Annotated in this window: 23 protein-coding genes and 2 pseudogenes; 18 read left to right on the top strand and 7 right to left on the bottom strand. The window is 58.7% G+C overall.

All coding sequences use genetic code 11. The features are described 5' to 3' along the window. Nucleotides 1-58 precede the first annotated feature (58 nt). Both OKC31_RS07875 and rsmS read left to right on the top strand, forming a co-directional pair. The gene (locus OKC31_RS07875; RefSeq protein ID WP_041208541.1) at nt 59-526 is read left to right on the top strand and encodes an acyl-CoA thioesterase; all 468 of its coding nucleotides are present in this window, start codon (nt 59-61) and stop codon (nt 524-526) included. 94 nt (nt 527-620) lie between these two features. Next, nucleotides 621-776, top strand: coding sequence for a pleiotropic regulatory protein RsmS (gene rsmS / locus OKC31_RS07870; protein ID WP_270656680.1), 156 nt, complete (start codon nt 621-623; stop codon nt 774-776). Nucleotides 777-852: 76 nt separating this feature from the next. Here rsmS and OKC31_RS07865 read toward each other — a convergent pair whose 3' ends face one another. Beyond that, entirely contained in the window at nt 853-1,695 is an 843-nt protein-coding gene (locus tag OKC31_RS07865; protein ID WP_270656678.1) for a LysR family transcriptional regulator, read from the bottom strand. Between the two features lie 109 nt (nt 1,696-1,804). On the opposite strand from OKC31_RS07865, the gene OKC31_RS07860 reads away from it, so the two are divergent. Both OKC31_RS07860 and OKC31_RS07855 read left to right on the top strand, forming a co-directional pair. Further along, nucleotides 1,805-2,335, top strand: a complete 531-nt coding sequence (locus tag OKC31_RS07860) for a nucleoside deaminase (RefSeq protein ID WP_270656677.1) — start codon at nt 1,805-1,807, stop codon at nt 2,333-2,335. Then, nucleotides 2,328-3,601, top strand: a pseudogene (locus OKC31_RS07855) (cyanate transporter). Before OKC31_RS07860 ends, OKC31_RS07855 begins: the two are co-directional and overlap by 8 nt. Before the next feature lie 80 nt (nt 3,602-3,681). On the opposite strand, the gene rluF reads toward OKC31_RS07855, so the two are convergent. After that, nucleotides 3,682-4,683, bottom strand: a complete 1,002-nt coding sequence (gene rluF / locus OKC31_RS07850; RefSeq protein WP_270656675.1) for a 23S rRNA pseudouridine(2604) synthase RluF — start codon at nt 4,681-4,683, stop codon at nt 3,682-3,684. Then, a complete protein-coding gene (locus tag OKC31_RS07845; RefSeq protein WP_005350832.1) occupies nt 4,673-4,795 on the bottom strand; it encodes a hypothetical protein in 123 nt (40 codons plus the stop codon). Before OKC31_RS07845 ends, rluF begins: the two co-directional genes overlap by 11 nt. A gap of 345 nt (nt 4,796-5,140) precedes the next feature. Between OKC31_RS07845 and OKC31_RS07840 the strand changes: the two genes are divergently transcribed. Further along, nucleotides 5,141-6,721: an alpha/beta hydrolase gene (locus OKC31_RS07840; protein ID WP_270656673.1), complete on the top strand. Its 1,581-nt coding sequence runs from the start codon at nt 5,141-5,143 to the stop codon at nt 6,719-6,721. A gap of 220 nt (nt 6,722-6,941) precedes the next feature. Here OKC31_RS07840 and OKC31_RS07835 read toward each other — a convergent pair whose 3' ends face one another. Together OKC31_RS07835 and OKC31_RS07830 are read right to left on the bottom strand one after the other, a co-directional pair. Continuing rightward, nucleotides 6,942-7,310, bottom strand: coding sequence for a VOC family protein (locus tag OKC31_RS07835; protein ID WP_270656671.1), 369 nt, complete (start codon nt 7,308-7,310; stop codon nt 6,942-6,944). A 204-nt stretch (nt 7,311-7,514) separates the two neighbouring features. Next, the gene (locus tag OKC31_RS07830; RefSeq protein WP_042056561.1) at nt 7,515-7,778 is read right to left on the bottom strand and encodes a hypothetical protein; all 264 of its coding nucleotides are present in this window, start codon (nt 7,776-7,778) and stop codon (nt 7,515-7,517) included. Between the two features lie 213 nt (nt 7,779-7,991). Between OKC31_RS07830 and OKC31_RS07825 the strand changes: the two genes are divergently transcribed. The 9 genes from OKC31_RS07825 (at nt 7,992) to gloA (ending at nt 18,983) form a co-directional block, all read left to right on the top strand. Continuing rightward, the gene (locus OKC31_RS07825; protein ID WP_270656764.1) at nt 7,992-11,135 is read left to right on the top strand and encodes a DUF3427 domain-containing protein; all 3,144 of its coding nucleotides are present in this window, start codon (nt 7,992-7,994) and stop codon (nt 11,133-11,135) included. A 181-nt stretch (nt 11,136-11,316) separates the two neighbouring features. After that, on the top strand, nt 11,317-11,898 hold the full coding sequence (gene rsxA, locus OKC31_RS07820) for an electron transport complex subunit RsxA (RefSeq protein ID WP_005337600.1): 582 nt from the start codon (nt 11,317-11,319) through the stop codon (nt 11,896-11,898). Nucleotides 11,899-11,900: 2 nt separating this feature from the next. Beyond that, nucleotides 11,901-12,479: an electron transport complex subunit RsxB gene (gene rsxB / locus OKC31_RS07815; RefSeq protein ID WP_005350799.1), complete on the top strand. Its 579-nt coding sequence runs from the start codon at nt 11,901-11,903 to the stop codon at nt 12,477-12,479. 14 nt (nt 12,480-12,493) lie between these two features. Next, nucleotides 12,494-15,226 carry an electron transport complex subunit RsxC gene (gene rsxC / locus OKC31_RS07810; RefSeq protein ID WP_270656670.1) on the top strand — a complete coding sequence of 911 codons (2,733 nt, stop codon included), beginning with the start codon at nt 12,494-12,496 and terminating at the stop codon, nt 15,224-15,226. Nucleotides 15,227-15,237: 11 nt separating this feature from the next. Further along, entirely contained in the window at nt 15,238-16,290 is a 1,053-nt protein-coding gene (gene rsxD / locus OKC31_RS07805; RefSeq protein ID WP_005337606.1) for an electron transport complex subunit RsxD, read from the top strand. A 43-nt stretch (nt 16,291-16,333) separates the two neighbouring features. Continuing rightward, a complete protein-coding gene (rsxG, locus tag OKC31_RS07800) occupies nt 16,334-16,966 on the top strand; it encodes an electron transport complex subunit RsxG (protein ID WP_270656667.1) in 633 nt (210 codons plus the stop codon). A gap of 15 nt (nt 16,967-16,981) precedes the next feature. After that, the gene (locus tag OKC31_RS07795) at nt 16,982-17,743 is read left to right on the top strand and encodes an electron transport complex subunit E (RefSeq protein ID WP_414627609.1); all 762 of its coding nucleotides are present in this window, start codon (nt 16,982-16,984) and stop codon (nt 17,741-17,743) included. Nucleotides 17,744-17,756: 13 nt separating this feature from the next. Next, nucleotides 17,757-18,398 carry an endonuclease III gene (gene nth / locus OKC31_RS07790; RefSeq protein ID WP_216977950.1) on the top strand — a complete coding sequence of 214 codons (642 nt, stop codon included), beginning with the start codon at nt 17,757-17,759 and terminating at the stop codon, nt 18,396-18,398. A gap of 171 nt (nt 18,399-18,569) precedes the next feature. Further along, nucleotides 18,570-18,983 carry a lactoylglutathione lyase gene (gene gloA, locus OKC31_RS07785; RefSeq protein WP_005337610.1) on the top strand — a complete coding sequence of 138 codons (414 nt, stop codon included), beginning with the start codon at nt 18,570-18,572 and terminating at the stop codon, nt 18,981-18,983. Between the two features lie 84 nt (nt 18,984-19,067). Here gloA and OKC31_RS07780 read toward each other — a convergent pair whose 3' ends face one another. Beyond that, complete coding sequence (locus OKC31_RS07780) at nt 19,068-19,943, bottom strand: flagellar protein MotY (RefSeq protein ID WP_005337611.1); 876 nt, start codon at nt 19,941-19,943, stop codon at nt 19,068-19,070. Between the two features lie 223 nt (nt 19,944-20,166). On the opposite strand from OKC31_RS07780, the gene OKC31_RS07775 reads away from it, so the two are divergent. The 4 genes and pseudogenes from OKC31_RS07775 (at nt 20,167) to OKC31_RS07760 (ending at nt 23,886) form a co-directional block, all read left to right on the top strand. Further along, nucleotides 20,167-21,132 carry an autotransporter domain-containing protein gene (locus tag OKC31_RS07775; protein ID WP_270656665.1) on the top strand — a complete coding sequence of 322 codons (966 nt, stop codon included), beginning with the start codon at nt 20,167-20,169 and terminating at the stop codon, nt 21,130-21,132. Between the two features lie 624 nt (nt 21,133-21,756). Beyond that, nucleotides 21,757-22,296, top strand: a complete 540-nt coding sequence (locus tag OKC31_RS07770) for a hypothetical protein (protein WP_139442564.1) — start codon at nt 21,757-21,759, stop codon at nt 22,294-22,296. An 87-nt stretch (nt 22,297-22,383) separates the two neighbouring features. Then, a complete protein-coding gene (locus OKC31_RS07765; RefSeq protein ID WP_270656663.1) occupies nt 22,384-22,767 on the top strand; it encodes a hypothetical protein in 384 nt (127 codons plus the stop codon). Between the two features lie 80 nt (nt 22,768-22,847). Continuing rightward, nucleotides 22,848-23,886, top strand: a pseudogene (locus OKC31_RS07760) (IS481 family transposase). Between the two features lie 223 nt (nt 23,887-24,109). Here the strand turns inward: OKC31_RS07760 and OKC31_RS07755 are convergent. After that, nucleotides 24,110-25,246, bottom strand: coding sequence for a porin (locus OKC31_RS07755; protein WP_139472845.1), 1,137 nt, complete (start codon nt 25,244-25,246; stop codon nt 24,110-24,112). Nucleotides 25,247-25,309 lie beyond the last annotated feature (63 nt).

Here is a 25,309-nt window from a genome sequence, read left to right as displayed (position 1 = left end):
CCGGGCAGGCCGATGGGGCAAAGCTCAGGGAAACTCTTCAGGCAATAAGGATGTGACTGTGCCCAATCGCGAACTGACCCTGCAATTTCTGGCCGAACCCTCTGACGTCAATTTCGGCGGCAAGGTGCATGGTGGCATGGTGATGAAGTGGATCGATCAGGCGGGCTATGCCTGCGCCGCGGGCTGGTGCGGCGGCTATGCGGTGACCGTCTATGTGGGGGGGATCCGCTTTTTGCGCCCCATCCAGATTGGCCAGCTGGTGGAGGTGCACGCTCAGGTGATCCACACCGGCACCACCAGCATGCATCTGGCGGTGGATGTCTACAGCCGCCATCCCACCGAGACCGAGCGCCACAAAACCACCCACTGCATCATCATCTTCGTGGCGATGGATGAGCAGGGCAAACCGACCCCGGTGCCCCAGTGGCAACCACTGAGCGAGAGCGATCTGCAGTTGCAGCAGTACGCCAAAAAGCTCATCGCCCTGCGCGAGGAGATCGACAAGGAGATGCGTCAGCACCTCTGATTTTGGTGACGCCCTGCCCGATAGAGCGGGCGCTTTCGGCCAACGGCGGCGCCCCTGTATAATCCCCCCTCTTCCCGCAACCGGAACCCTGCCCATGTCACTGGAAACTGCCCCGCCCGAGGTAAAACTCGCGGTGGATCTGATTGAACTGCTGGAAACCAATGAGCTGGCCCCCGAGCTGGTGCTGGCGGCGCTGGCCATCGTAAAAAATGACTACGATCGCAAGCTGGCGGAGGGGAAGGATCACTGATCCCTCCCCGCACGTTTTCCGCCTTATCTTGCCGACGTCAGTTTTTCCCCACAGAAGTTTTTCACCACATAGCCACTCACTGCGGCCCCATCACCTCGTCACAGAGGGCGATCAGGGCCGAACTCAAGCGGCTGAGCGGTTCACCCCCATCCTTTGCCGCATGGAGCGCCAGCTCCACCGATGCCACCTTGGGCCACTGGGTCAGGGCCAGCTGATCGGCGGGCATCAGCCGCTTGGGCAACAAACTCACCCCGATACCCGCGCTCACCGCCCCCTGCAAACTGGCGAGGCTGGCGCTGACATAGGCGATACGCCAGCGCCGCCCCAGACCATCGAGCGCCTCGGTCATCTGCTGGCGATAGAGCCCTTCGCTCGGAAAGGCGACCAGCGGCAGCGGATCACGCCCCTTGGCCGGCCAGTCGCGGCTATCGACCCACACCAGTGGCTCACTCCAGCTGGCGAGCGGCGAGCCCTGTCCGCGCACCTGCTTGACCAGCGCCAGATCCAGCTCCCCCGCCACGAAGCGCTGCCAGATGTGGTGGCTCAGGCCGCTCTCCACCTCCAGCCGCACCTCGGGGTAGTCGCGGGCAAAGCCGGCCAGCACCGGGGTAATGGCACCGGCGGCGAAATCCTCCGGCACCCCGAGGCTGAGCGATATGCTCCCCTCGCTCACCTGCTCCTCGGCCTGTGCCAGCAGCGCCAGAATGCGGCGGGCCAGCCCCAACAGCTGCTCCCCCTCGGCCGTCGCCACCACCTGCCGACCGGAGCGGTCCAACAGCGGGCAGCCGATCTGCTGTTCGAGCCTGCGCATCTGCTGGCTGATGGTGGATTGGGTCAGATGGACCCGTTCACCGGCCCGGGTGAAGCTGCCGGTGTCGATAATGGCGACAAAACTGCGCAGTAACAGGGGATCCAGCATGGGTTTCTCCATTTATAAAACCACTGAAACTCATTTTATCATTTAATTTCCAAATGGCTTGTTTCGCCGCTAGGCTGGCATTTGTTTAGTCAAATCAGGGTTTTTCATCATGTCTGCGCCCCTTGTTGCCTCTGCCAACGCCCGCCCGCTCCCCTCATCAACCACCCTCCCGATTCATCAGCGCTGGCTGGAGCAGGCGGTGCAATTGGCCAGAGCCAATCACCGGCAGGGGGGCCGCCCCTTCGCCGCCCTGCTGGTACGCGATGAGCAGCTGGTGGCGAGCGCGGTCAACGGCATCCATCTGGATGGGGACCCGACCCGTCACGCCGAGCTGGAGGCGCTGCGCAAGGCAAGCCAGAGCGGGCCGCTCGCGGGCGCCACTGTCTATGCCAGCGGCCACCCCTGCCCCATGTGCCTCGGCGCGCTGGTTATGAACGGTATCGCCGCCGTCTATTACGCCTTTGATAACGCCGATGCGGCCCCGTTCGGCTTTGACAGCACCGCCGCCTATCAAAAGCTGGGGTTGCCGCTGACACCGCCTCCTCTGCCACTGGTCAAACTGGCCGTGACCCTGACGGCGGCGGATCTCTACGGCTCCCAGTTACAACAAGCCACACAAGCAACGCCTGATCATGAGTAAAGGGACAAGCGAACGCCCGGCAGAGGGGCGCCGCCAGCAGTTTGCCCTGCTGGTGCTGGTGATCCTGACGGCCTGAATCTACGCCCCTTTCTTACCGCCATCGGCCCGCTGAGCGGCGAGATTGGCCGCGCCCTGTCGCTCGGGATGGATACCCTGGCCTGGCTCACCCTGTTGCCACTGTGGCTCATCGGGGTCGGCGTGCTGCTCACCCCGCGCCTGCGCAGCCTTGCCAGTGCCACCACCCTGCTGGGGCTGGCCCTGCTGCTGCTCGCGGCGGGCAGTGCCCTGCGTTTTGATGCCCAGAGCGGCGCCCTGCTGATCACCACCGCTGCACTCTGCGGCCTGGGTTCGGCGCTGGTGCAGGGGGTGCTGCCCGCCCTTATCAAGCAGCACTTTGCCCGCAAGGTGCCGCAAGTGATGGGGATCTTCTCTGCCTGCATGATGGGGGGTGGTGCGCTCGGCGCCAGTCTCACGCCACGGTTGGCGGCGAGCCTCGACTGGTCGCAGGCACTGGCGCTCTGGAGCCTGCCGCTGCTGCTGGCCCTCGTCTGGCTAGGGTGGAAAGTGCGTCTGCCAAGCACCGCGGCGGTCGCCATTCCTCATGGCGAGCAGCGACTGATCACCCTGCCCCGCAGCTGGTTGCTGATCGTCTGCTTTGGCATCATCAACAGCGGCTACGGCATAGTGGTGGCCTGGCTGGCCCCCGCCTATATGGCGCAAGGGTGGAGCGCCGCGCAGGCGGGCGAGCTGGTCGCCTGGCTGGCACTGGCGCAGACCGCCAGCGGCCTTGGCTTGCCGCTACTGGCGGCGCGCAGTCTGGATCGGCGGCCGTGGATGGGGCTTGCCATCGCCATGCAGCTGGCGGGATTTGGCGGCCTCTGGCTAGCGCCAGCCAGTGCCCCGATCCTCTGGTGCATGCTGTGTGGTGCCGGTCTGGGCGGCAGCTTTTCCCTCATCATGGTGATTGCGCTCGATCACCTGCCCGACCCGCGCCGCGCCGGCACCCTGAGCGCCCTGATGCAGGGCTTCGGCTTTATGCTGGCGGCCACCGGCCCCTGGGTCGCCGCCCGCCTCTATCACCTGTTCGGCGACTTCGCCGCCGCATGGCAGTGGCAGCTGGGGGGATTGCTGCTGATGAGCCTGCTGGTGCTGCGCCTCGACCCGCACCACTACCCTCGCGTCATGCGGTTACCGATCGCCAGCGAGCCAACCCTTTCGACGGCCCTCCCGGCCAACTCTGCGGCCCAAAGCAACACACCGGCCTGAGGCCGGTGTGTTGGAGATAATAGTGTTGGGGATAACCGTATTGGAGATGACTGGCGGCTGATGCCACTCAGAGGGGCAACTCAGCGCCCCTTCTTCTGCCGTCCGCTGTTAGCAGTGCGCGGCTTGCCTGCGGCCGGTTTGCCTCCCTTGGGAGCCCCTTTGCCTGCACTGCCCTTGCCAGCGCCACCCTTGCCCACCGGCAGCTTCTTCTCGAAGGCTTCCGGGCCCGGCACATTGGGACGCCCGCCAATCTCGTGATCATCATCGCGGCGCGGCTTCTTGCCTTGGGCCGGCTTGGCGGTTTGCGCCGCAGGGGCCTTGGCCGCCTTCGGTTTGTCGCCTTTGGCCGGTTTCACCTCGGAGGAGGAGTCCTCAATCAGCTTGAACAGATCGATCAGCTCGTCGTCGGTGAGATCGCGCCACTCGCCCACCGGCAGCCCCTTGAGGCTGACGTTCATGATGCGGATGCGCTCCAGCTTGGTCACTTCAAAACCGAAGTGCTCGCACATGCGGCGGATCTGGCGGTTCAGCCCCTGCACCAGGGTGATGCGAAAGACGAACGGCGCCTCTTTCTTCACCTTGCACTTCTTGGTCACAGTACCGAGGATCGGCACCCCGGCCGCCATGCCGCGCACAAACTCGTCGGTCACCGGCTTGTCGACGGTCACCAGATACTCTTTCTCGTGATCGTTGCCCGCCCGCAGGATCTTGTTGACCAGATCGCCGTGGTTGGTGAGGAAGATCAGCCCCTGCGAATCCTTGTCGAGCCGCCCGATGGGGAAGACCCGGGTGCTGTGGTTGACGAAATCGACGATGTTGTCCTTCTCGCCCGCCTCTGTGGTACTGACGATACCCACCGGCTTGTTGAGGGCGATCAGCACCAGACTGTCCGCCTCGCGCGGCTCGATCACCTGACCGTTCACCTTGACCAGATCGCCAACCTGCACCTGATCGCCAATCCCGGCACGCTTGCCGTTGATAAAGACGTGGCCCTGCTCGATAAAGCGGTCGGCCTCGCGACGCGAGCAGATACCGCTCTCGCTGATGTATTTGTTCAGGCGCATGGATTCGTTAGCCAGCATGGGTCACCTGCCACAGGGTCTGGGCCGCGCCCGGTTGTGCCATCGCCTGTTCCGGCTGCGCCGGGGAGGCTGTTTGCTGCATCAGCCAATTCACTACGTCAAAGTTCTGCATACCATTCCATCTTCAAAAAAGGCCAATGCCAGCTTATCCATCAAAAAACGCCGCTACAGTAGCATAATTGCCCCCTTTCAGGGGCAGATAGTTGCAAGGTCGCAGCGCCCAAACGGGCATCCGCGGACAAGTTCACGCCGCCAGATGGCCCGCGATGCAGCCTTCGAACGGCCAGCCTGATGTAAGCGGCGTGATCAGGCGCCCACAGCCAGCGCGGCCGAACGCCATCAACTATACATATCACCTTGTTTCCATTAGGCTTTAAGCCGGTTGGCAGCGCCTTGGATGCTGCGCCAAACTCGCCCGCCCAGAGGCGGCTCTACCCCTATCGCCAAGGATTGCACCATGCTGGCTCACACTCGCCGCCTTGTTCGCCGTGCTCTGCTGACCCTGTTGCTGCTGTTGCTGACCGCATGGGCGGTGATCGCCTACTTCGCCTGGCAGGCAGCGCCGCTGCAGCTGTGGCACACAGTGGTGCCCCCCGAACTCAGTGCCGATGAGCTCGATCGCAGCGACTGGCAAGCCTATCTGGCCCGCGAAGCAGAGCTGTTCGAGCTGGTGGCCACCGAGGTAGTCGCCAAAACGCCGCCGGAGCAGCAACTGGCCAGCAATCGCTACTATCAGGACGCCCCCATCAATCCCGCCCGCTTTCAGCAGAACTGGAACCGCTCCTACCTGCTGCGCCCCGAGGGGGAAGTCAAAGGGGTAGCGGTGCTGCTGCACGGCCTGACCGACTCCCCCTACAGCCTGCGCCATCTGGCCAGACGCTATCAGCAACAGGGTTTTATCGCGCTGGGACTGAGGATCCCCGGCCACGGCACCGTGCCCGCTGGCCTCGTGGATGTGGATTGGGAGACCTGGCTGGCCGCCACCCGACTGGCGGTGCGGGAGGCCAGATTGCTGGCACCGGGCAAGCGGCCGCTGCATCTGGTGGGCTTTTCCAACGGCGGCGCACTGGCGGTGAAATATGCGCTCGATGCGCTGGCCGACCCGAGCGGCACGCTGGCAAAACCGGATCGGCTGGTGCTGATCTCCCCGATGATCGGGGTGACCCGTTTTGCCCGCTTCGCCGGGCTCAAGGCCGTGCCGGCCCTGCTGCCCGCCTTTGCCAACGCCGCCTGGCTCGACACCATGCCGGAGTTCAACCCGTTCAAGTACAACTCGTTTCCGGTCAACGGCGCGCGCCAGTCCTACCGCCTGACCCACGCCATCCAGCAGCAGGTGCGCCAGCTGGCCGCCAGTGGCGAGCTGGCGGCATTTCCCCCCGCCCTCACCTTCCAGTCGGTGATGGACTACACCGTCAGCACCCGCTCCATCATTGCCGATCTCTACCACTACCTGCCGGCCAACGGCAGCGAACTGGTGCTGTTTGATATCAACCGCAGTACCCTGTTTGGCCCGCTGATGAGCTCGGCCTCCGAGCTGGCGCTGCACCGCTTGCTGCCAAACGCCCCCGGGCACTATCGCCTCACCGTGGTGGGCAATGTCGACCCCGCCTCTCCCACGACGCAGGCCAGAACGCTGGCCAGCGCAGACCAGCCTGAGCAGCTCCGCCCGCTGGGTATCGATTATCCCAAGGAGATCTACTCCCTCTCCCACGTCGCGCTCCCCTTCCCGATGGACGACCCCCTCTATGGCATGGCAGCGCGCCCGGAGCAGCGGGAGCAATACGGCATCAATCTCGGCGGTCTGGCCCTGCGTGGTGAGCGCGGCGTGCTGATCGTCAACCCCGGCGCCCTCACCCGCACCTCCTCCAACCCCTTCTACCCCTATCTGCAGCAGCGGGTGATGGAGACCCTCACCGCCCCTCCCGTCGTCCGGCCTGCCGCCGTAATCCCTGCCAGCAGCGGTCAACCGGATGCGGCCTATCAGGCAGAAGTGGAGCAGTTTTTACAGGAGAGCGATGAGAGCAGCGCGCCTTTCTAGGGCGTTTCTGGAGTATCGGCAAAGAGCCACTGGCGCTGGGTCGATGGCGATACAAGAAAGGGGCCGTCAATTGACGGCCCCTTTCTATTGATGATGGCAATCGGAGTGATGGCTTGATGGGCTCAGGGATAGATGCTCACTTCTATCAGGTTCTGGTCAGGGTCGAGGAAGTAGAGTGATTCTGATAGGCGTTGCACCGTCAGGCGCCACGCCAACCCTGTCAGGGATAAATGCTCACTTCTATCAGATTCTGATCCGGGTCGAGGAAGTAGATGGATTCTATCGGCCCGCAGGCGCCACTTTTGGTCACCGGGCCCTCGACAATCTCCACCCCGTGGCAGGCCAGCTGGGCCATCACCTGCTCCAGCGGCCAGCGGGTGATAAGGCAGACATCCCCCGACCCCACCTGCGCCCGATTGCGCGGCTCCTGCCCCGGCAGCTGCAGATTGATCTTCTGGTTGCCAAACCCTACCGCCCGGCGCCCCGCACCGAAGGTGATGGCCTCCATATTGAGCACCGAACTGTAAAATTCCACGGCCCGTTCGATATCACTGACCGTCAATACCAGATGGTCGATATGGCTGATCATGGTTACCTCCTGGTGGTGATCTGGCTGATGTGACCGACATATGCCCGCAAGCATCCGACTGTCGTCGCCACGGCGGGCTACCCCATCATACCCGGCAAGGGAGAGCCCATGTGTGCCGTGGCGCGCAAAGAGAGCGCAAATGATGATGTAATTTTTAAGGGGTGTTCAGTTGGGCGTTGCAATGGCTGCTGTTGTCGCGTTTGGCTAACTCTTCACTGGCATTAATGCTTCTGGAGTCATCACAATGAGCGGGATGGCCAGCGCCTGACTCAACCGCTCCGCCAGTTCGTAGGCAGGGCCGATGGTGTCGTAGTCTGCCACACAGGTTGCCAAGGCACAGCCGTTGCTCTCTTCGACTCGCAAGTAAACGCTGTAGCCTTGAACGGTCAGACCGCTGTCACGCACCACCTGTATCTCACCTTCCTGATTGATTGCCTCCAGTTCAACCGCTACCGGTTTCTTGAACATCTGTACTCCTCAGTCACTGCAGATAGTGGCAGTAATAAAGCCCAGCATGGGGTAAGAAAAAAATGCTGCCACATCTTGAATCTGTGAGCCACGTGAAAAAATTAATAATACGGGCTCCATAACCAAACCTGCCACCGATAATAACATGCTGATTTAGATGAAAAAATGATATTATCTCTTTCTTCTATAGACAATGTTCGAGGCTCGGGCGTGATGCAACAATGCGGTATTTATGAACAGCTCATTACTCAACTGCTGACATCTCGACTCGACCGCGAGCACTTTTACGTGGGGGAACGCCAACTTGAGCCTGCCGAAGCGGCAGTTTGGTTATCCAGATTTCTGAGCCGGGTTTTGGAATATGCGGTGGGCTCGGTCACTGGAGAGGATCAGCTGCAACGGCAGATTGAACTGGCTAACCAGTTATTGCTTTGGCTAAAGGATCGCACCCAAGATCCAGACTTTATTGGCGAGAACCTCATCGATAGTCAGGGTAAAATTCTGACCGCGCTCTACCAGTTAGATAACCCCATCTCAGCCAATTTAAAGCAATATGCTGAGGATATTTTCCCTCTGACCGGTCTAACGCAAAGTGAGCTGTTCTGCGGCAGCAATGCGGGTTTGTCGATGGAATCGGAGATTAAACGGGAGATATTATCGGCAGATAGCATCTGCTGGCTGGTCTCATTTATCAAATGGGCAGGAATCCGGATTTTCCGTCATGAGCTGGAAGAGTTCACTCGCAGCGGCCGCCAATTAAAAGTAATTACTACCTCTTATATGGGGGCGACCGATGCCAAGGCAGTTGAATTTTTAGCCAGTCTCCCAAATACCGAAGTCAAACTCAGCTATAACACCCAGCGCGAGCGGTTGCATGCCAAGAGCTATCTCTTTTGCCGAAATACCGGCTTTCATACCGGCTATATAGGTTCATCCAACCTCTCTCATTCTGCCCTCACCAGTGGCTTGGAGTGGAACCTAAAAATCACCTCGCAAGAGATCCCGCATATTATCGAGAAATCCCTGAGTACCTTTGAAACCTATTGGGAATCCGATGATTTTGAGCTGTTCGATAGCAAGCTCGAAAGCCGCAAGAAATTACAACATGCCCTGCAAGAGGCCCGTGGCGATGGGGACAAAAATAACCCGGCCTATTTCTTTGATATCGCGCCGTTTCACCATCAACAGGAGATCCTTGAACAATTGGCGATGGAGCGCACTTTACACCAGCGCTTCCGTAACTTGGTGGTTGCGGCCACCGGTACAGGGAAAACCCTGATCTCCGCTTTTGATTTTGCGCGTTTTCTGAAAACCAAACCTGATGCCAAGTTTCTGTTTGTCGCCCACAAAGAGGAGATCTTGCGCCAAGCATTGGCCTCATACCGCGGTGTGCTCAAGCAATCCAATTTTGGCGAACTCTTGGTCGGCGGTGCCGTACCTACTCACTACCGTCAGCTATTTGCCTCGGTGCAATCCTTGAATAACCAGCTGGCTAATTTACGTCTTAGCCCAGACTATTTCGATTACATTGTCATCGATGAGGTTCACCATATTGCAGCGGCCAGTTATCGTGGTCTGCTCGCTGCCTTTGAACCTCACATTCTGTTGGGATTAACCGCAACGCCAGAGCGCCATGATGGCGGCGATATTCTCGCTGACTTTTGTGGTGTCATCGCAGCGGAGATCCGTTTACCAGAGGCCATCAATCGTCGCCATCTCTGTCCGTTCCAATATTTTGGTATCGATGATGATACTGACTTGCGCCAAGTGACTTGGAAAAATGGTCGTTATGACATCACAGAGCTCACCAATATCTACACCCATAATCAACAGCGGGTGCAGAAAATAGTCCAAAGCCTCTATGAGATCGTCACCGATATTACCAAGATCAAAGCGCTGGCATTTTGTGTGAGCCGTGAACATGCCGATTTTATGCGCAAAGCATTTTTATTAAAGGGTATCAAGGCTGACATCCTCACCAGCGATAACCGAGACGAGCGTCACAGCAAACAACAGGATTTGCGTACCGGCGTTATCAATATTCTCTGCGTGGTAGACATCTTCAACGAAGGTGTTGATATCCCAGAAGTCGATACCTTGCTGTTTTTACGACCAACGGAAAGCCTCACCATTTTCTTGCAGCAATTAGGGCGGGGCCTGCGGCTGGCGAACGATAAAGAGTGCTGTACCGTGTTGGATTTTGTTGGCAATGCTCGCGCAGAGTATGACTTTGCCCAGAAATTCCGGGCTCTGGTGGGTAAAACCAATAAGGCAATCGGCCACGAAATCAAACAAGGCTTTCCCCATGCCCCATTGGGTTGCCGTATCGAACTCTCAAAACAGACCCAAGAGTTAATTCTGAGCAATATCAAGAAGGCGACGCTCAATACCTCGCGCCTCATGGGTCTGATCCGCCGTTTCTCACAGGATTGCGATTTACCGCTGACACTGGCGAACTTTTTGAAGTTCTACCCTCACATCAGCCTTGAGGAGATCTACAAGCGCGGCAATTGGAGCACCTTGGTCAAACAGGCCCGCAACCACACTGTTTCTGAAATGAGCGATGAAAAGCTGTCGACCCTCTACACCCGGGTCATCAAAACCCGACTATTGGGTTGCGATGCGCTCCATTACTTGAACTTCTTACAAACCTTGGTGGAAAGCGCCTTTACCTTAACGGCTGAGCACGATGAGCGAATGGCCTTGATGTGCCATTACGACTTCTGGCAACAGAGCGGCCCCAACGCCGGCTTTAGCTCCTTGGCGCACAGCCTGAAACAACTCAATCAACCAGAGTTGAGGGCCGAGCTTGCAGATCTGTTGCCCATGCTGATCAACCGGGTGCAACACGAGCAACTGGCCATGCCTGACCTTCCCGGCAATCCACTGCAACTGCATGCCCGTTATGCCAGAGAGCAGGTACTGGTTGGCTTTGGCGCGACCACCTTCGCGCAGCAACCCACGGCTCGCGAAGGGGTCTATGTCATCGCAGAGCAAAACATAGAATTGCTGTTCGTTACCTTGAACAAAACGGAGCAGCACTTCTCCCCCACTACCCGTTATCACGACTACGCCATCAACGAGTCGCTGTTTCATTGGCAGAGCCAAAACAGCGCTCGCCCAGAACGGGGGAAGGGGCTGAGTTACATAAACCACAGGGCAGAGGGTAAGCGCTTGTTTTTGTTCGTTCGTGAGCAGAGCAAAGATGAATTTGGCCGCACCCTTGGCTTTGTGAACTTTGGTGAGGTGGAGTACGTATCCCACAGCGGCAGCCAACCGATGAACATAAAATGGCGACTCACCACTCCGATGCCGCCATTTATGTGGAAAGAGGCCGCCAAACTGGCTGTTGGTTAGTAAGGCTTCTCACCCGGTGTGAAGATGACGCAAAACCCACCGGATTCTCGCCCAAAACCCCGGCTAAATTATCCAGTTGCATAATAACCATGCGGCCTTGCGGTTGTTTAACTGGCCCTAACGTCAGATAATACCGCCCGCCTTCAAACCCCGATAACCCGACTTTCAGTGACGGTAATTGATGACTGAGTACCTGCTTTTATTGATCGGCACCGTGCTGGTTAACAACTTCGTGCTGGTGAAATTCCTCGGCCTCTGCCCCTTTATGGGGGTCTCCGGCAAGCTGGAAACCGCCATCGGCATGGGGCTGGCGACCACCTTCGTGATGACCCTCGCCAGTGCCAGCTCCTATCTGGTGGAGCACTATATCCTGCTGCCGCTGGATATCGCCTATCTGCGCACCCTCGCCTTTATTCTGGTGATCGCCGTGGTGGTGCAGTTTACCGAGATGGTGGTGCGCAAGAGCAGCCCGACCCTCTATCGCCTGCTGGGGATCTTCCTGCCCCTCATCACCACCAACTGCGCGGTGCTCGGGGTGGCGCTGCTCAGCATCAATGAGCGACACGACTTTATCCAGAGCGTGATCTACGGCTTTGGCGCCGCCACCGGCTTCTCGCTGGTGTTGATCCTGTTCGCCGCCATGCGAGAGCGTCTGGTCGCCGCCGATGTGCCCGCGCCGTTTCGCGGGGTGTCGATTGCCATGATCACCGCCGGTCTGATGTCGCTGGCCTTTATGGGCTTTACCGGCCTTATCAAGATATAACCATGATCCATATTCTCTTTGCCATTCTGGTGCTCACCCTGCTGGCGCTGGCGTTCGGGATTATCCTGGGCTTTGCCGCCGTCAAGTTTCATGTGGAAGCAGACCCCATCGTCGATCAGCTCGATGCCCTGCTGCCCCAGACCCAGTGTGGCCAGTGCGGCTATCCCGGCTGCAAACCCTACGCCGAGGCGCTCGCCAACGGCGATCAGATCAACAAGTGCGTACCCGGTGGCGAGGCCACCATGCGCAAGATTGCCGATCTGATGGGGGTCGAGCCCCAGCCACTGGGGGGCAGTGACGAGGCCGCCGTGCCGGTCAAGAAGGTTGCCTTTATCCACGAAGATCAGTGCATCGGCTGCACCAAGTGCATTCAGGCCTGCCCGGTGGACGCCATCGTCGGCGCCACCAAGGCGATGCATACCGTGATTGCCAACGAGTGCACCGGTTGCGATCTCTGTGTCGATCCCTGCCCGACCGACTGCATCGAGATGATCCCGGTGCCTACCACGGTCGATAACTGGAAGTGGGATCTCAATAACGTGCATGTTCCGGGCAAGATTCCGGTCAAGATAGTGGAATAAACAGCGGAGCAACCATGCATTCCTTACTCGAACGTATCAAAGCCGGCACGCTCTGGGACTTTCACGGTGGCATTCACCCCGCCGACAACAAGCTGCAATCAAGCCAGAGCCCGGTGGTAGACGCCGGTCTGCCGCCACGCCTCATCATTCCGCTGCGCCAGCACGCAGGCCCCGCCGGCGATCTGCTGGTGCAGGTGGGCGACAAGGTCAAAAAAGGGCAGCCGCTGACCCGTTATGCCAAGGGGCGGGTCGTCCCTGTCCATGCCTCCACCTCGGGCACCATCACCGAGATTGGCAACCACACGGTTGCCCACCCCTCCGGACTCGGCGATCTCTGTGTCATTCTCACCCCCGATGGGGAGGATGAGTGGGGCGAGCGCAATGGCAAAGCCGATTACTGGAATCTGGAGCGGGGCGAGCTGCTCGAGCGCATCCAGCAGGCGGGAGTTGCGGGCCTTGGCGGCGCCGTGTTCCCCACTCACAGCAAACTCGACGGCCGCGGCCAACTCACCGAGATCCTGATCGTCAACGGGCTGGAGTGCGAGCCCTATATCACCACCGATGATCGGCTGATGCAGCAATACGCTGACGAGATCATGGATGGCATCCGGGTGCTCAAGCACCTGCTCAAACCGAAACTCACCCTGATCGGGGTGGAAGACAACAAACCCGAGGCGATCGAGCAGCTGACCCGCCACGCCACCGATGAGGATGTGCTGGTCAAGACGGTACCGACCAAGTACCCCTCGGGCGGTGCCAAGCAGACCATCGAACTGCTCACCGGCCGTCAGGTGCCCAAAGGGGGCCGCGCGGTCGATATCGGCATCATGGTGCTCAACGTCGCCACCGTGTTTGCCATCAAGCGCGCCATTATCGACGGCGAGCCGCTGATCGAGCGGATCGTCACCCTCACCGGCGACAGCTTCAAAAAGCCCGGCAACGCCTGGGTACGCCTCGGTACGCCGGTACGCTGGCTGTTGCAGCGTTTCGAGCTGCAACCGGAAGCGGAGCAGCGGGTGATCATGGGGGGTCCCATGATGGGCTTTACCCTGCCCCACGCCATGGTACCGGTGGTCAAGGCAACCAACTGTCTGCTGGCGCCGACGCAAGCAGAACTGCCCGCACCCGGCCCGGAGCAGGCCTGCATCCGTTGCAGCGCCTGTGCCGATGCCTGCCCGGCCAGCCTGCTGCCGCAAGAGCTCTACTGGTACAGCCGGGCCAAGGAGTATGACAAGGCCGAGAAGCTCAACCTGATGGACTGCATCGAGTGCGGCGCCTGCGCCTGGGTCTGCCCGAGCGAAATCCCGCTGGTGCAGTACTACAAGATCGCCAAAGACGACATTCGCGAAGCCCGTGCCGAGGCCGAAAAAGCCGAACGCGCCAAGCAGCGTTTCGAGGCCAAGCAGGCCCGTTTCGAGCGGGAGAAAGCAGCCCGCGAAGCGCGCCACGCCGAAGCCGCCGCCCAGCGCCGTCAGACCATGACGGCCGCAGGCGGCGAAGATCCGGTGGCAGCCGCCCTCGCCCGCCTCAAGGCCAAGCAGGATGCGCCCATCACAGCCATTACCGCCACCGCCGAGGGCTTGCCTGACAACAGCGCCGTGATTGCCGCCCGCGAAGCCCGCAAACGGGAAGCGGAGGCGCGCCGCGCCGCTAAACTGGCGGAGAGCGCAAACAGCGAAACAGCCGCTGCGGCGCAACCCGCCGAGGCGGTTGACCCCGCCAGCGATCCCAAGAAAGCAGCCATCGCCGCCGCACTGGCGCGCGCCAAGGCCAAGAAAGCCGCTCAGGCTGGCGATAGCGCCGAGCCTGCGACTGCCGAAACCACTGCTGCGCCTGCGGTAGATGCTGATCAACAAAAGGCAGAAGTTGATCCGAAAAAGGCAGCAATTGCCGCCGCCATTGCCCGTGCCAAAGCCAAAAAGGCCGAGGCGAATGGTGAACCGGTAAGCGCTGCCAACGGCACCGCAGCCGAGGCAGACATCCAAAGCGATGCGCCCGTCGATCCCAAAAAAGCGGCAATTGCTGCCGCTATCGCCCGGGCCAAAGCCAAAAAGGCCGCTCAGCAGGGTGACAGCGCTGAGGGCGATCTGACTGCAAACGCAGGCACCAGCGAATCCGCTGCAACCCAAAGTGATGCGCCATCTGCGGCCAGCGAAGCGGTTGATCCCAAGAAAGCTGCTATCGCCGCTGCCATTGCCCGCGCCAAGGCCAAAAAGCTGGCCCAGCAGGGCGCAAGTACCAGTGCTGAAGATGCGAAGAGTGAGCCTACTGCCAACGCGGAGACCCGCGACGATACAGTAGCCAAGAGCGAAGTAACCACCAGCCAAAGCGATACGGCTGCAAGCGAAGCGGTCGATCCCAAGAAAGCCGCTATCGCCGCAGCCATCGCCCGAGCCAAGGCCAAAAAGCTGGCGCAGCAGAGCGCAAGTACCAGTGCTGAGGTAGCGAGTAGCAGTGCTGAGGTAGGAAGTGCCGGTACTCAGGTAGATAGAGCCGGAACTGAGGGTGAGCGCGTATCGGCAGAGCCGATGCAAAGCGATGCCGCCAGCAGTGAGCAACCACTTGCCGTCACTGCCGCGCCTGAAGCGAGCGCCCCTGCGGCTGATGCCCCGGTTGATCCGAAAAAAGCGGCCATTGCAGCCGCGGTGGCCCGCGCCAAGGCGAAGAAGCTGGCGGCCGAGGCAGCCAGAGCTGCCGAAACCGCCGCTGAAGATGCCCCGTCAGCCGACCGAACAACCACAAGGTAATCGACAGACTCATGTTCAATATTGCGACTGCGCCGTTTGCCCATAACCGCAAACAGACCCGAACCCTGATGCTGCTGGTGATCCTGGCCTGCGTGCCGGGCTTGCTGGCCCAGACCTGGTTCTTCGGCTGGGGCTCCTTTATCCAGATCCTGCTGGCGTTGGTGACCGCGCTGCTGTGCGAGGCGCTGGTGCTCAAGCTCCGTGGCCGCGCCATCAAGCCTGCCCTGATGGATGGCAGTGCGGCGCTCACCGCCGTGCTGATCGGTCTCTCCCTGCCGCCGCTGCTGCCGTGGTGGATGCTGGTGGTGGGCACGGCCTTTGCCATCATTGTCGCCAAACACCTTTACGGCGGACTGGGCCAGAACCTGTTCAACCCGGCCATGGTCGCCTATGTGCTGCTGCTGGTCTCCTTCCCGGTGCAGATGACCAGCTGGCTGCCGCCGGAGAGCGTGCGCGCCTACAGCCTCGGCTTTGGTGATGCGGCGTCGGTGATCTTCACCGGCTTTAGTCTCGACGGCTACAGCATGGCCCAGCTCAAGCAGGGGGTGGATGGGCTGACCATGGCGACCCCGCTTGATACCCTGAAAACCGGCCTGACTCAGGGGCTCACCACCGGCGAGATCCTGAGCGGCCCGCTGTTCGAGGGTTGGGGCGGCATCGGCTGGAGCTGGGTCAACCTGGGCTATCTGCTGGGTGGCCTGTTCCTGCTGCAACAGAAGGTGATCAACTGGCGCATTCCGACCGCCATTCTCGGTGCCCTGCTGGCGGCCTCCACCATCGGCTATCTGGTGAGCCCGGATGCGACTGCCACGCCCATGTTCCATCTCTTTAGCGGCGCGACCATGCTGGGGGCCTTCTTTATCGCCACCGATCCGGTCAGTGCCTGCACTACACCGCGCGGCCGACTGGTCTATGGCGTGCTGATCGGGGTGCTGGTCTACATCATTCGCCGCTTTGGCGGCTATCCGGATGCGTTCGCCTTCGCCGTGCTGCTGGCCAACCTTTGTGTGCCGTTTATTGACAGCCTGACTCGCCCGAAAGTGTATGGAGCCCGTCGCCAATGATGTTTCTGCCCTTTTCCCCCATCACAGCTGACGGAGCCCGGACATGTTAAAGAGCATGCGCAAGAACGGCCTTATTCTGGCGATGTTCGCGCTCGGCTGTACCGCGCTGGTGGCACTGACCAACGAGCTGACCAAGGATAAAATCGCCCACCAGCAGCAGCTGGAGAAGCAGCAGACCCTCTCGGTATTGCTGCCAGAGGGGAGCTATGACAACGATCTGGTGGCCAGCTGCAAACAGGTGACCAGCAGGAAGTATCTCGGCAGCGATCAGCCGCAGGCCCTCTATACCGCCAGCAAGAATGGCGTGGTAACGGGCTATGCGCTGGAGGCGATCGCGCCGGATGGTTACAGCGGAGCGATCCGCATCGTGGCGGGCTTTGATACCAAAGGCACCATCACCGCCGTGCGCGTGCTCGCTCACAACGAGACCCCGGGCCTCGGTGACAAGATCGAGCTGAAGAAATCGGACTGGATCAACAGCTTTGCCGGAAAATTCCTGACCCATGACAACGAGCCCCAGTGGGCGGTGAAGAAGGATGGCGGCGAGTTTGATGCCTTTACCGGCGCCACCATCACCCCGCGAGCCGTGGTCAAGGCAGTGAAGAACCTGCTGAAACTGCAGCAGGAGCAACCCGAACTGCTCAGCAACGCCCCGGCTTGTCCGGCGGCGAACTAACGGAGTCGAGCCATCATGAACCAGATGGAACAGATTGAAACGGGCGCAACCCCGATTGCCGAGCTGGAAAGCCGCAAGGGCGAGCTCAAGGAGCTGATGAGTCAGGGGCTGTGGAAGAACAACCCCTCGCTGGTGCAGGTGCTGGGCCTCTGCCCGACCCTCGCCGTCTCCTCCACCTTTACCAATGCGCTGGGGCTGGGCCTTGCCACCATGGCGGTGCTGGTCTGCTCCAACCTCGCCGTCTCGCTGGTGCGCAACTGGGTGCCGAAGGATATTCGCATCCCGGTCTATGTGATGATCATCGCCTCGCTGGTGACCAGCGTGCAGCTGCTGATGAACGCCTACACCTATGGCCTCTATCAGGCACTCGGCATCTTTATCGCCCTGATCGTCACCAACTGCGTCATCATCGGCCGCGCCGAGGCCTATGCCTCCAAGAATCCGCCGCTGCTGGCGGCCCTCGACGGCCTGATGATGGGCCTTGGTTTTACCCTGGTGCTGCTGGTACTGGGTGGCATGCGCGAGATCATCGGCATGGGCACCCTGTTTGATGGCGCCGAGCTACTGCTGGGCGAGTGGGCCAAATCCCTGCGCATCGAGCTGTTCCACGCCGATGCAAGCCTGCTGCTGGCGATTTTGCCGCCTGGCGGCTTTATCGGGCTGGGGCTGCTGATCGCCGCCAAGAACGCCATCAACGACTGGCGGGACCGCAAACAGGCCGCTACCATAGCCCACTGCAACGTTGCCCCGGCCCGCGTCCGGGCGACCGAGCTATGATCGGACGCAAGGCATGAACAACCAGAAACGCAGAGAGATCCTCGAGCGACTGCGGGAAAACAACCCCCACCCCACCACAGAGCTCAACTTCAACTCGCCATTCGAGCTGTTGATTGCCGTGCTGCTCTCGGCGCAGGCGACCGATGTCAGCGTCAACAAGGCGACCGACAAGCTCTATCCGGTGGCCAACACCCCGCAAGCGATGCTGGATCTCGGGGTTGAGGGGCTCAAGGAGTACATCAAGACCATTGGCCTGTTCAACACCAAGGCCGAGAACGTCATCAAGACCTGCGCCATCTTGCTGGAGCGCCACGGTGGCGAGGTGCCGGAGAACCGCGAAGCGCTGGAAGCCCTGCCCGGCGTCGGCCGCAAGACCGCCAACGTGGTGCTCAACACCGCCTTTGGCTGGCCCACCATCGCCGTCGATACCCATATATTCCGGGTATCGAACCGCACCGGTTTTGCGGTAGGCAAGAACGTGGATCAGGTGGAGGAGAAGCTGCTCAAAGTGGTACCCGCCGAGTTCAAGCTCGATGTCCACCACTGGCTCATCCTGCACGGGCGTTACACCTGTCTGGCTCGCAAGCCCCGTTGTGGTTCCTGTATCATCGAGGACTTGTGCGAGTACAAAGAGAAGGTCTATCCAGAGAGCTGAATGACTGGGCGCTACAACCGTCCTACCTGTCTCGCTCGCAAACATCCGCTGCAGTGGTTCCTGTATCATCGAGGACCTCTGCGAGTACAAAGAGAAGGTCTATCCAGAAAGCTGATGGCCTCGCAACCGAGATTGAAAGCAGTACACATCACCAACCCGGAGAACTGAGCAATGAGAATTCTGCATACCATGCTGCGTGTCGGCGATCTGCAACGCTCCATCGACTTCTACACCCGTGTCCTTGGCATGAAGCTGCTGCGCAAGAGCGAGAACAGCGAGTACAAGTACACCCTGGCCTTCGTCGGCTACGGTGACGAGAAAGATGAAGCGGTGATCGAGCTGACCTACAACTGGGGGGTGAGCGAGTACGAACTGGGCTCCGCCTACGGCCACATCGCGCTGGAAGCGGACGACATCTATGCCACTTGCGAAGCGCTGCGCGCCGCCGGTGCCAAGATCACCCGCGAGCCGGGCCCGGTCAAAGGCGGCACCACCGTGATCGCCTTCGTCGAAGATCCGGACGGTTACAAGATTGAACTGATCGCCAAGAAAGATGCCGGTACTGGCCTCGGTGACAGCTTCTAAGCTGCCCTAATCCCGCTGCCGAATGGCAGGATCAAAAAAGAGCGCAGATGCGCTCTTTTTTATATCCGGCTGCCGGGGACGGCGCTAGATCTCGCCATTGCGCCCCATGCTGATCACCACCCGCCGGTTCTTGGCACGACCCTGCTCCGTTTCGTTGGAGGCAACGTGCTGCTTCTCGCCATGCCCCTCCACCGAGATCTTGCCGGGATCAATCCCCAGATCGACAAACACCTTCTTGATGGCATCGGCCCGCTTCTCGGAAAGTTTCAGGTTCGGCCAGCGGCCGCCATAGCTGTCGCTGTAAGCATCGATCACCACCACGTCGATGCTCTTGTCCGCCTTGATAAACTCGCTGATCATCGCCAGCCGCCGCTTGGAGGGGATGGAGAGCTGATCGCTGTTCTTGTCGTAGGTGAGCACGCTAAAGGCGATATCGTTGAAGCTGTAGGGCAAGAGCCCGCTCAGGCAGTCGATAAAGGCCTGATATTTGACCCGAAAGTTGACAGACGAAAGCGATACTCGCACCGCGCGGTTTTGGCGATACCAGTCCCGATACTGGAAAGTGGGCATTCGCCCCCCCTCCAGCTCGTCGAGCATGGTCCAGGCGGTTTGCCCCTCCACCAGTCCATCGAACTGCTGATAGAAGCGCAGCTGGCTCACTTCTCGCCCGGCTATCCCCGGGCGCCATACCGGCGGCATGATGCCAAGGCTCACCGTCTGGGTCTGGGCCTGCGGCCGCTTGCCCTTGAGCTCGAAGTCGAGGTTGATCTTGCGACCGGCGCGGCTGACAAAGGCCCCCGTTCCCCAGTTGGGAATAGGATGCTCGAGGCGACACTCAATCTGGGTATCGGAGGTCAAACGCCAGACGGATTGATCCAGACCGGCACCAAATTCGGTGACCCCAGCCTGTAACTGCATACTCACGGATATGCTGACCAACCCCAACACCCAAGCGTTCAATTGCTTGTCCTCCACACGATCTCACAAGAGATATCGGCGGCAAGAGGCCAAGCTTTAGCGACAAACTGCAAAGGCGTGCCGTTGGTGTGGCAAAGGCTTGCCCCCAAGCGGCAACCGACCGCAAGCGGCGCTTATTCCCCCCTCTTAGCTCCGTGCCAACCGGCAGGAAGCTCGCTACAGTAAAATCAGGGCAACCAGACGCCGCTTATCGGGAACCAAACTCATGCACCGCTCTTGCTCCTCTTTGTTGCAGATGTTGTTGCCAATGCTGCTGGCGCTATCCGGCAGCGTCGTCAAAGCCGCAACACAGGATCAGGAGTGGGCACAGGAGCGCGCCAATGCGGTGCTTTCGCTGATGACCTTCACCGTGGTGCCCGACATCACCGCCAGCAACCTCGATATCGGCAGCGGCACCAATCAATCTGCCGCCCTCAACATGACCCAGATCGGCGGCGGCGCCACCATGAGTGAAGCCGTGCCCATCTATCTGGAAGGGGCGATCGGCTTTAGCCGCTACGATCCCCAGTTTGTGGTGAGCAACGGCACAGAGAGCCGCACCCTCCCGACCAAATGGAACAGCCTGACAGCCTCTGGCGGGGTCGGCTGGGATATCGCCCTCCATGAAGACCCGCGCGGTGGCCACTGGGTGCTGCGCCCCATCGCCAACGTCTCGCTCGGTACCATGGCCAGCGATCTGCGGATCGGCAACTGGCTGCTGGAGCGCACCAAGGGCTACTCGCTGGATTTTCTCGATGGTGGGCAGCTCAATATGTACGGACTGGGAGGCTCGCTGATGCTCGACTACGAGCTCTTTTCAAAGGCGCAGGATATCGATGTCGAAGTGCGCTACTCCTACCAGCACCTGCAGAGCTTTGGCGGTACCTCGACCAGCGTCCGTGGTCACGCCGAGGCGGAGAACCTCGGTCTCTATCTGCGCCGCCGGGCCCCGCTGTTCCACTGGACCCTGCTCGACAGACCGGTGCGTTATGTACTGGAGGGGGCTCATACCGCATATCTGGGGGAACAGCGGGGGTTGCTTGGCTTTGACTCCCTCAACTCTATCGGCGCCGGTCTGGAGCTGGACAGCAGCAAATACGACATCATAGTCACCCGCACCCGGCTGGTTGCCCGCTATATGTTCAGCCACAACACCAGCGGTTATTCCATCGGGTTGGCCATGAGTTTCTAAGTCGTTATATTTTCCTACCACGAGTGGGCAATCCTCAGGGAAAGCACAGTAACACTCCGGATAATTATTTCCGTATTGATGGAGATTTATTGATCTGCCACCTTTCATATTTATCACGACCCAGTCATATCAGGTAAAAATATCTTCCTGCTGGCAGGCTAATTTTCCTCCTCGTACACCGAATATTGGCGTTTTTGTCTGTGTATTTACGGCGTGCAATGGCTGATTGGTCCTGTGATATCACCAGCCTGTGCTATCATGCAACAGAGGAAATACTCTACTCCCGGCATTGCAGCCCTATGGCCAACTTTATCGACACCCATAAGGAACCATCCCGGATGGTCCCCCATCTTTTGCACAGTGACCTGAGCTGCACCTAACTCATTGTTTTAAATGATTTATAGTTTTTCATATTTTATGAACCCAATTAATCCTGTTTTATTTTACTTACATCACCCGACTGCTAAATTTGGCGTCATCCCGGCAGGACGAGGCGCACTGAAACGACTGACTGCGGGCTACCGATAACAGGTGTGCAATGAGCACAGAAATAACGTTCAGGCATAGCAACCGTTATTTTGATGACATCACACTTGCTGATCCTTGTTGATTTGAGGTTATCTGATGAAAAAAACGCTGCTTGCTCTCTCTGTATTGGTCATAACCGGAACCGCATATGCAGGGGTGCCTGATTTATCCGCCAGCTGTCCTGGACATATTAATCTTCGCGTCGAAGATGGCACGGCTTATATCAATAACCAGCAAGTTCCACTTAAAAAAGTGAATTCAAATTTCTACGAGGCGAGCAAGGGGCGCACCACCCTCTCCATGGTGAAAAATGGCGACTGGGGCATCACCTATTTTGTCAAAAATGGCGACAGCGGCGCCTGCCAGCTCAATGACGATGAGAACGATGACGACGGCGATGATGAGAACGCCAGCAGCAGTGCCTACAACGGCAGCACTGCGCAAACCAAGGTTGCCGAGAACGCCTGCATGAACGCCGTTGCCAGAAAAGCCGGCGTCAGCCGCAGCAAACTGACCCTCGACTATGTGGCCGACTCCCAGGCGGGGATGATGATTGATATCAAGGGGCCCCATGACCGGCTCTGGCACTGCCTCACCGACGCCCGCGGCCATATTTCTGGCATCAATCAGGACTGATTTCGAGCCACAGCTCAGCGGGGCCCACACCTACCGTGGGGGCTCCACCCCTTATCCATTGCAATTATTTGATACAGGTAAATGAAGATGAAATCCAAACAGACTCTGCTCAATGTCGCCCTCGGTTGCCTGCTTGCGGTCGGTATCTCCGGCTGTGCCATGGCCAAAACCCATCACGGCCACAAGACCCATGCCCAAGCGCACGCTCAGGAAGGGGCCGTGCAGTATGGCGACGAGAGCCCGTGGGCTGGCAACTATATGGCGGTCACTGACGATGGCCGCACCGTGGCCGAAATTCACGTCGATACCACAGGGGAAACCTATATCGATGGCAATCAGGTCAAACCGAGCCACAGCGGCAGCGACTACCTGAAATTCAAGCAGGAGACCATCACTTACACCCTGCGCAAAAGCGGCGCCAGCTGGAAAGACAGCGATGCCGGCACCAGCGGCCGTATCCTGTTCGATTGATAATCCCGACACCAGCCTTGCCAGACACCAAGCCCCGCCAAGGGGCTTTTTTGCACCTGCAAAATACTATCAGCCTCTGCATGATCACCAACGAGAAAGTAGCACGTCGCAAACTCAGCCTGCTAGAGCTTGCCAAAGAGCTCAATAATGTCAGCAAAGCCTGCAAATTCATTGGCTACAGCCGTCAGCAGTTCTACGAAATTCGCCGTAATTACCAGACCTATGGCGCCGAGTGATTGCTCGACAAATTGCCTGGCTGTAAAGGGGCTCATCCCAATCGGGTTGCGCCCGAGATTGAACAGGCCATCTTCAATTACTCCCTCACCAGACCAACTCATGGCCCGCTGCGAGTCGCCCAAGAACTGGCTCTGCAAGGCATCAATGTCAGTGCGGGCGGTGCGTGGCGTGTGGCAACGGCACGACTTGCTCTCCAAACACGACCGCTGGCTGCGCCTTGAGAAAACTCACCGTGAGCAGACCATTGAGCTCAATGACGAGCAAATTCACCTGTTAGAGCGCTTCAGCCCCGAGTTTCGCGAACGCCAGATTGAGGTCCACTACACCGGGGAACTGGTGGCGGTCGACACCTTCTTCGTCGGCGCGCTCAAGGTGGTTGGTAAGGTGTATCTGCAAACCGTGCTGGACTGCTACAGTTGCCACGCCTGGGGACGGCTCTACACCAGCAAGCTGCCGGTGACCTCGGTTCATGTGCTCAATGAAACGGTGCAGCCGTTCTTCGAAGCCCACGAGGCACGGGTCTATACCATCCTGTCGGACAACGGGCGCGAGTTCTGTGGGCGCCCTGACCACCATCCCTACGAGCTGTTCCTGCAACTGGAGGGGATTGAGCACCGGACAACCAAGGTGCGCAGGCCACAGAGCAACGGCTTTATCGAGCGACTGCATCGCACACTGCTGGATGAACACTTCCGAATCAAGGGGAGAACGACTTGGTATTAGTCGGTGGAGCAGATGCAGACAAACCTGGATAGCTACCTGGAGCACTACAACACCCAACGGCCACATCAGGGCAGGATGATGGAGGGGCAAACCCCCTACAACATGTTCAAGAAGGGTCTGAAATTGATACCGAAGGAAGTGCGCACTAAAGTAGCGTAAACAAGACACCGATTTGAGGCCGGTGTCAGGTGATAACTAGATCTGTACAAATTAACCGAGACCGGCAATTTGCCAACTATCACTAGAAATTACAATCCGGCGATTCACCAGAACTCCGTTACGCAATAGCAATGCAGCCAAAAAGAAAATGGCCGAGATATCATCTCGGCCATTCGTAGCCTGGTCAAAGACTCAAGCCAGGATATTACTCATGTGCAACTTATTAGAAGTTGTACTGCATACCGAATTCAAACTGGTCGTCTTTTTCACCAGCATTTTCGATTGCATAGTTAGCGTAAGACTTCAGATTGCCAGTAAATGCATATTCAACACCGAGTACTACACGGTCAAAAATATCGGCATAACCAGCACTCTTACCAGTATAAGTTGCTTCGCTTTCTAGGAAGTTATAGCCAGCAAGCAACTTCCAAGCATCGATGGTATAAGAACCGGCGATTTCATAACCACGAGCTTTCATGCTTTCATCTGCATAAGACTCAATCTTGGATTGGTTATACATGGCACCAACGTAGAAGGCATCGTACGCATAAGACGCGCCCAGAGCCCAATCTTCTTTAGATTTGGCGCGAACAATCTCATCACCAAGAGTAACAACGACACCGTCAGCAAGGCTTCCTGCGGTCACATCTTCAAACTTCTTGTCTTGGTAACTCGCACCAAAACCAAAGCCGTTGGTGAAGTTATAACCAGCGCCGACCGCATAACCGTTTTTCAGGCCCGCGTCATTAGCATTGTTCTGACCACCTGCTGTGGTGTTAATACCAACTTGCTCATCAGATGAATAGGAGCTGTTGTGGCTGATGTAGGAAGCATTAAAGAAAGCGCCATCCCATGCACCACGATAAATCACTTGGCCTTCTTGACGACCGTCGTCCAAGTTGCCTACGTTGCCCAACTCTTCGAAGATATCGGCACGGTCACGAACACCCCATTTAGCAGCGGTATCAGTCTGACCAAACAGGAATTGACCGTACTGGGAACCATCAAAACCGGCAAAAACATGACGCGAAGCGAACTGTTTATCATCAGCACCTGAGTTTTCTGATTCGACCTGCCACTCACCCATGGCCAGAGCAGACCATGTATTATTCAGTGCGACCTTACCACTCAGCCCCATACGGGCATAGGTGTTGACCTCGCCCTTCTTGGTTTGAAACTGATCCTTTACAAAGCTATTTTTAGTCGTATCAAAACTCGCGCTGTCTTCCTCACCTTGATAGCGAGCATGCACGCGACCGTTCACATCAAATTTGGCGCCATCTTTGTCATACACGGTAGCAGCGTTGGCTGCGGAAGCGAACAGAGCCGGAATAGCAATAGCCAGAATTGTCTTTTTCATAGTTTCCAATGCCTACTGTAATTAAACACTAAGTTGTTGTTATTCCCTGTGTTAGCGATGTTC

It is taken from the genome of Aeromonas sp. Y293-4, assembly GCF_027705905.1.
Taxonomy (GTDB): domain Bacteria; phylum Pseudomonadota; class Gammaproteobacteria; order Enterobacterales; family Aeromonadaceae; genus Aeromonas; species Aeromonas veronii.
The sequence above is the reverse complement of the archived record's forward strand: the minus strand, read 5'-3'. Positions and strand labels throughout refer to the sequence as shown.